The organism is Mycobacterium sp. (genome assembly GCF_036488105.1).
Taxonomy (GTDB): domain Bacteria; phylum Actinomycetota; class Actinomycetes; order Mycobacteriales; family Mycobacteriaceae; genus Mycobacterium.
Genome location: NZ_DASXHW010000099.1, coordinates 1 through 5,845 on the forward strand (window position 1 = coordinate 1; position 5,845 = coordinate 5,845).

A 5,845-nucleotide genomic window follows, 5' to 3' on the forward strand; every position below is an offset into this window, starting at 1 on the left:
GGCGCGGTGCACATCGTGGCGCTCGACGTGGACGTCGCCGACCACGTCGTCGCGCAATTGACCGACATCGCGGCGATCGGTGCCGAGGACGCGACATGATTATCGCCGCTGGGCCGCATCAAATCTCGTGGCAGCGGCTGAGTCCCAGGATGTTGCTGGTTCACCCGGTGCACGAGCTGCTGCGCGAACTCCCATGGCTGATCGGCGCGATCGTGCTGGGTTCGACCACCGGCAACCAGTCCTGGACAGTGGCCGTGTTGGCGTACACCGTCGTGATCGGCGTGGCGCGCTGGTACACCACCAGTTACCGCATCGACGCGGACCCGCAGTCGGGCCAATTGCAGCTGCGGGTCGGTCTCTTGCAACGCAAAGTACTGTCGGTGCCGCTCAACCGGATTCGTTCGGTGCAGAGCGATGCCAGGTTGCTGCATCGCCTGATGGGCCTGGCCGTGGTGCGAGTGAACACCGGCCAAGAAGCCAGGGGCGAGGGTGGGGCCGGGGTCTTCGAGCTGAACGCCGTCCTGGCTGGCGAGGTGCCCCGGCTGCGGGCGATTCTGCTGGCCGACGCGGCGCAGCACGCCGATGCGCCGACCGCGGCGCCCTCGGCGGACGGCGCCGTGCTGGCCCGCTGGCAGCCGTCGTGGCTGAGGTATTCGCCGTTGAGTGTGTCCGGCCTGCTGTCGCTGGCCGCCGCTGCCGGTGTGGTGTACGAGAGCGGATTCGTTGGGCCGCTACAGCATTCGCGGCCGGTCGAGTCAGCGCTCGCCGCTGCCCAGCGGTTGGGGACGGCAACCACCGTCGAGGTTGTTGGCGGGATGATTCTGCTGGCTTCGGTACTACTCGCGGTGCTGAGGTCGCTGCTCACCTACGGAAACTTGGTGCTGCTGCGGCAGGCGGACGTTTTGCATCTGCGGCACGGCCTGTTGCGTCTTCGTGAGCGGGCCTACGACATGAGCAGGCTGCGCGGCGGAACGCTGCGGCAACCGTTGTTGGTGCGCCTATTCGGCGGCGCCCGCCTGGACGCGGTGATGACCGGTGTGCACGGCGCCGGTGAGGCGTCGGTGCTGCTTCCGCCGTGTCCGGTGTCCGTGGGCGAATCGGTGCTGATCGGGCTGGTCGGCGATCGGGATGTCGTCACCGGGCCGCTGCGCGGTCACGGCCCCCAGGCGGCGATCCGACGCTGGACACGGGCGTTGGGGATTCCGGTATTGATCGGTGCCGCGCTGGCGCTGATCAGTGTGCTTACCGGGAAATCCGTTGTGCCCGTGTGGGTGTGGCCGGCATGGATCGCGGTCACGGCGTGGTGCGCGTTGCTGGCCGCCGACCGGGTGGGCGCGCTCGGGCATCGGGTTCACAATGGCTGGCTGGTGATCCGGGCCGGCAGCGTGGAACGACGCCGCGACTGCCTCGCGACCGCGGGCATTATCAGCTGGACCGTGCGACAGTCGCCGTTCCAGCGCCGGGCCAAGGTCGCGACGCTGGTGGCGGCCACCGCCGCGGGCGTCAAGCGCTACCCGCTGATCGACGTGCCGGAAGATCTGGTGTGGGCGGTCGCGGCCGAGGCGTCGCCGTGGGTGGCCGACAGTATCTGGGCGGTCCGCTGAGTTCGCGGCTAAGCGCTTAGCCTGCGTACCGCCTCGATGCGGGCGGCGAGCTGTTCGCTAGTGGCCGCGGCCACCGGTGGGCCGCCGCAGAGCCGGCGCAATTCGTTGTGAATCCAACCGTGTGGCTTGCCAATTCGGTAGTGCGCTGCGGTCACGAGCGCATTGAGTTCGCGACGGAGATCACGCAGTTGCCCGTGCCGGGTAACCGGCTCCGGCGCGGCGGCGCGGCGGTCGAACTGCTGTTCCTGGTGGCGGCGCAGTAGGTCGCGCATCTGCCCGGGATCCAAAAGCCCTGGGATGCCAAGATAGTCGGCCTCTTCGTCGCTGCCGGCGGGAGTCGCGGTGCCGAACGACGAGCCATCGAAGATGACCTGATCCAGTTCGGCGTCGGCGCCCAGCGACTCGAAACTGTTCTCGATCTCGGACGGCTCGTCCTGACGACGTTGCGCCTCAGCCAACTCGTCTGTCTCCCGATCCGGTTGTCCAAGAACGTGATTGCGTTGCGCCTCCATTTCGCTGGCCAGCAGCAGAAGTGTCGGCACCGACGGCAGGAATACGCTCGCGATTTCCCCGGGCCGCCGCGAGCGGACAAACCGGCCGATCGCCTGGGCGAAGAACAGGGGAGTGGAGGCGCTGGTCGCATACACGCCGACCGCCAGCCGCGGCACGTCCACACCCTCCGACACCATCCGCACCGCGACCAGCCAGCGGTTGGTGCCCGCGGAGAACTGCGCGATACGCCGCGAGGCACCAGGGTCGTCGGAAAGAACGACGGTCGGATCCTCGCCGGTAATCCGTTGCAGCAGAACGGCATAAGCCCGGGCGGCTTGCTGGTCCGATGCGATCACCATTCCGCCGGCATCCGGGACGCCGCCGGCCCGTAGCTGTCGTAGCCGGGTATCGGCCGCGGTGACGACGGCGGGTATCCATTCGCCGGCCGGATCCAACGCGGTGCGCCAGGCTCGGGCGGTGTGCTCGGCGGTGGCCGGCTCACCTAGCCGGGCGGAATACTCCTCGCCCGCGCTGTCGCGCCACCGGGTCTCTCCGGAGTAGGCCAGGAACACCACCGGGCGCACCACGCCGTCGGCGAGCGCGTCGGTGTAGCCGTAGGTGTGATCGGCCTGCGACCGCAGCATGCCGCCGGCGTCGGGCTCGTACCGGACGAACGGAATCGCGGCATCGTCGCTGCGAAATGGCGTGCCGGTCAACGCCAATCGGTGCGTGGCGTCGCCGAACGCTTCCAGGATCGCGTCACCCCAGCTCTTGGCGTCGCCGCCGTGGTGGATCTCGTCGAAGATGACCAGCGTCCGTCTGCCCTCGGTGCGCACCCGGTGACGGGTCGGATGGCTGGCCACCTGTGCATAGGTGACGACCACGCCGTGGTACTCCGCCGATGTGTGTGCGGCGGAGTTGCTGAACTTCGGGTCCAGCGCGATGCCGTCGGCGGCCGCCGCCTCGGCCCACTGCACCTTGAGGTGTTCGGTGGGAACCACCACGGTGATCGCCTCGATGGTGCGGTCGGCCAGCAGCTCGCCGGCGATGCGCAGAGCAAACGCGGTCTTGCCCGCACCGGGAGTGGCGACCAGCAAAAAATCACGGGGTTTTGCGGTCAAATAGCGCACCAAAGCTCGCCGCTGCCAGCCCCGCAAAGCCCGGGTGCTGGGCGCATCAACTGCCCGCACCCGGAAACTCCTATCTGATCGAGATGCAGTCTAGGGCAACGGCATCGGGCTCCGCATCTCCGCTGGAAGGCGGCGAGTCGCAGCAGACTCTAGTGCAGCGACGACATTTTTGACATTGTTCAGAGCGTGATTACCGGCTTGGCCCACTCCGGCGTGTGTGTGCCGGACTGCGAAGCGGCAGTGGCGTTCTATCGCGACGTGTTGGGCATGCGGGTGCTGTCGCCGCCCTACGTGATGGCCGGCGATGCGATTCGCGACGACATGGGCCAGCTGGTGTCCGATCCCACCATGAAGGCGGCCATCGTTGGCTTCGACGGCGACGGCGATCGGGTCCTCGAGGTGATCGAGTATCTCGGCGTCGTCGGCGGCGATCAGCGCAGCGCCGCGGCCCTGACCGAGCATGGCTTGTCGCACGTCGGGCTGATCTGCGAGGACCTCGACGCCACCCGGGCGCAGCTCGAGGCCAACGGCGTGCGCTTTCTGGTCGACAGCATTGCAGACGTGGCGCGGGTCCGCACGACATGGTTCGTCGACCCGTGGGGCGTGGTGTTCATCCTCGTCGAGAAGAGCAAGCCGGAGCGTCCCTACTTTGCGCAGTGGGGCTGACGTGCACAACGTCTAGCATCGTTGCTGTGCAGAAGCCGATCTTCGACGAAAATGCTCGCGCGGAACGGCTTCTCGATGCCCAGGATAAGGCGGCGCAGCTATTCGACGAGATCGAGCGACGCGCGATGATCCGGGTCGGCGTCGGTGAACAGCAGCTGTCCGACGAGATTCGCGACCTGGCCGCGGCGATGCTCGGAGTGACGGCCCACTGGCACCGGCGGATCGTGCGGGCCGGCGAGAACACGTTGCTCCCTTTCCGGGAGCGCCCGCCGGATCGGGCGATCGAAGACGGCGACATTGTGTTCCTGGACTTGGGCCCGATCTTCGAGGAGTGGGAGGCCGACTTCGGCCGGACCTTCGTACTCGGCGACGACCCGCACAAACTGGCCGTCCGCGACGCCTTACCGCGAGTCTGGCTGGGCGGCCGCGACTATTTCGACAGCCATCCCGACGTCACCGGCGCCGAGTTGTACGAGCACGTCGTCTCCCTGGCCGAGGCCGAGGGGCTGACGTTCGGCAGCCCGATCGCCGGCCACCTGCTCGGCGAATTTCCGCACAAGAAGATCGTCGGCAACGGGGTCCAGTGGTACATCACGCCGGGCTCGACCAAGCCGATGCGGCGCACGGACGCAGAGGGCCGGATCTGTCATTGGATTCTGGAGATCCATCTGAACGATCCGGCCCGCCGCATCGGTGGTTTCTACGAGCAGTTGCTCGACGTGGGTTAGCCGACGGGATACGTCACACCGGTCAGCTCCTCGGACACCGCCCACAGCCGGCGCTGCCGCTCGGCATCGTGTGACTTCTTGCTGGAGCCGACGACCTTGGGATAGCCCCGGGTCTGGCCGAGGCCGTCGGGTCCGTAGTACTGCCCACCGAGCACCGCCGGGTCGGTCGCGGCCCGCAGTTGCGGCAGGGCGCCCATAGCTGCGTCCTGCATGATCGGTGCGATCACCGGGTAGACGGAAGCAGCCCAGCCGGGCAGGTGGCGCATGAGGTCGGTGTTCGAGCCGCCGGGGTGGGCGGCCACGGCGATGGTCGTGCCATGGGGGGCGAGCCGTCGTTGCAGTTCGTAGGTGAACAACAGGTTGGCCAGCTTGGCCTGCCCGTAGGCTGCGACCCGGTTGTAGCTGTGTTCCCACTGCAGATCGTCGAAGTGGATGTCGGCGCGGATTCGGTGGCCCACGCTGCTGATCGTCACGACCCGGGAGCCGGCGACCGGCAAGAGCCGATCCAGCAGTAGACCGGTGAAGGCGAAGTGGCCCAGGTGGTTGGTGCCGAACTGCATCTCGAAGCCGTCCTTGGTGTGCGACTTCGGCGTGTACATCACCCCGGCGTTGTTGATCAGTAGGTCGATGTGGTCGTGAGTGGCGCGGAGTTGCTCCGCGGCCGCGCGGATGGAGTCCAGCGACGTCAAGTCGAGTTCCTGCAGCGCCACGTCCGCGTTGGGACTGCTCCTGTGGATGAGTGTGGCGGCGTCCTTGCCCTTGTCCAGGTTGCGCACCGCCATTACGACGTGTGCGCCCTTGGCGGCCAGCGCGGCCGCGGTTTCGTAGCCGAGTCCGGTGTTGGACCCGGTGATGACGGCGACACGACCGGTCTGGTCGGGAATGTCGGCGGTTGTCCACTTAGCCATGGAAAGCTCCCTAAGCTGTAAGGTAAACGGGGCGTGCGCTCCGGTTGGCTTCACTATACGGAACGTACGCCCCGCTTTGTCAAACCGGTCGGGGGTGAACGATGGCGCAACCCGCAAAGCCGCTGCGCGCCGACGCGGCCCGCAATCGTGCCCGGGTGCTCGAAACCGCCTACGACACATTCGCGTCTGAGGGCTTGTCGGTTCCTATCGACGAGATTGCCCGACGCGCCGGCGTCGGCGCCGGAACCGTCTACCGACATTTCCCGACCAAGGAAGACCTGTTCCGAGCGGTGGTCGAGAGCCGGCTGCAGCACATC

6 protein-coding genes and 1 pseudogene are annotated in these 5,845 nt (G+C 67.4%); 5 read left to right on the plus strand and 2 right to left on the minus strand.

The window, feature by feature from the left end; translation table 11 throughout:
* Nucleotides 1-99, plus strand: a pseudogene (locus tag VGH54_RS05265) (hypothetical protein); the annotation flags it as partial.
* Nucleotides 96-1,604 (plus strand): PH domain-containing protein, encoded by a 1,509-nt coding sequence (locus tag VGH54_RS05270; RefSeq protein ID WP_331510883.1) that lies wholly within the window; start codon nucleotides 96-98, stop codon nucleotides 1,602-1,604. The pseudogene VGH54_RS05265 and the gene VGH54_RS05270, both read left to right, overlap by 4 nt.
* An 8-nt stretch (nucleotides 1,605-1,612) precedes the next feature.
* On the opposite strand, the gene VGH54_RS05275 is transcribed toward VGH54_RS05270, so the two are convergent.
* The gene (locus tag VGH54_RS05275; protein ID WP_331510884.1) at nucleotides 1,613-3,286 is read right to left on the minus strand and encodes a DEAD/DEAH box helicase; all 1,674 of its coding nucleotides are present in this window, start codon (nucleotides 3,284-3,286) and stop codon (nucleotides 1,613-1,615) included.
* Nucleotides 3,287-3,412: 126 nt separating this feature from the next.
* Here VGH54_RS05275 and VGH54_RS05280 point away from each other — a divergent pair, with 126 nt between their 5' ends.
* Together VGH54_RS05280 and VGH54_RS05285 are read left to right on the plus strand one after the other, a co-directional pair.
* Nucleotides 3,413-3,892: a VOC family protein gene (locus VGH54_RS05280; RefSeq protein WP_331510885.1), complete on the plus strand. Its 480-nt coding sequence runs from the start codon at nucleotides 3,413-3,415 to the stop codon at nucleotides 3,890-3,892.
* Nucleotides 3,893-3,918: 26 nt separating this feature from the next.
* The gene (locus VGH54_RS05285; protein ID WP_331510886.1) at nucleotides 3,919-4,620 is read left to right on the plus strand and encodes a M24 family metallopeptidase; all 702 of its coding nucleotides are present in this window, start codon (nucleotides 3,919-3,921) and stop codon (nucleotides 4,618-4,620) included.
* Here VGH54_RS05285 and VGH54_RS05290 read toward each other — a convergent pair.
* Nucleotides 4,617-5,528 carry an SDR family NAD(P)-dependent oxidoreductase gene (locus tag VGH54_RS05290; protein ID WP_331510887.1) on the minus strand — a complete coding sequence of 304 codons (912 nt, stop codon included), beginning with the start codon at nucleotides 5,526-5,528 and terminating at the stop codon, nucleotides 4,617-4,619. The two genes, VGH54_RS05285 and VGH54_RS05290, sit on opposite strands and share 4 nt — an antisense overlap.
* A 101-nt stretch (nucleotides 5,529-5,629) precedes the next feature.
* On the opposite strand from VGH54_RS05290, the gene VGH54_RS05295 reads away from it, so the two are divergent.
* The coding region (locus VGH54_RS05295; RefSeq protein ID WP_331510888.1) for a helix-turn-helix domain-containing protein at nucleotides 5,630-5,845 on the plus strand (216 nt) is incomplete at its 3' end.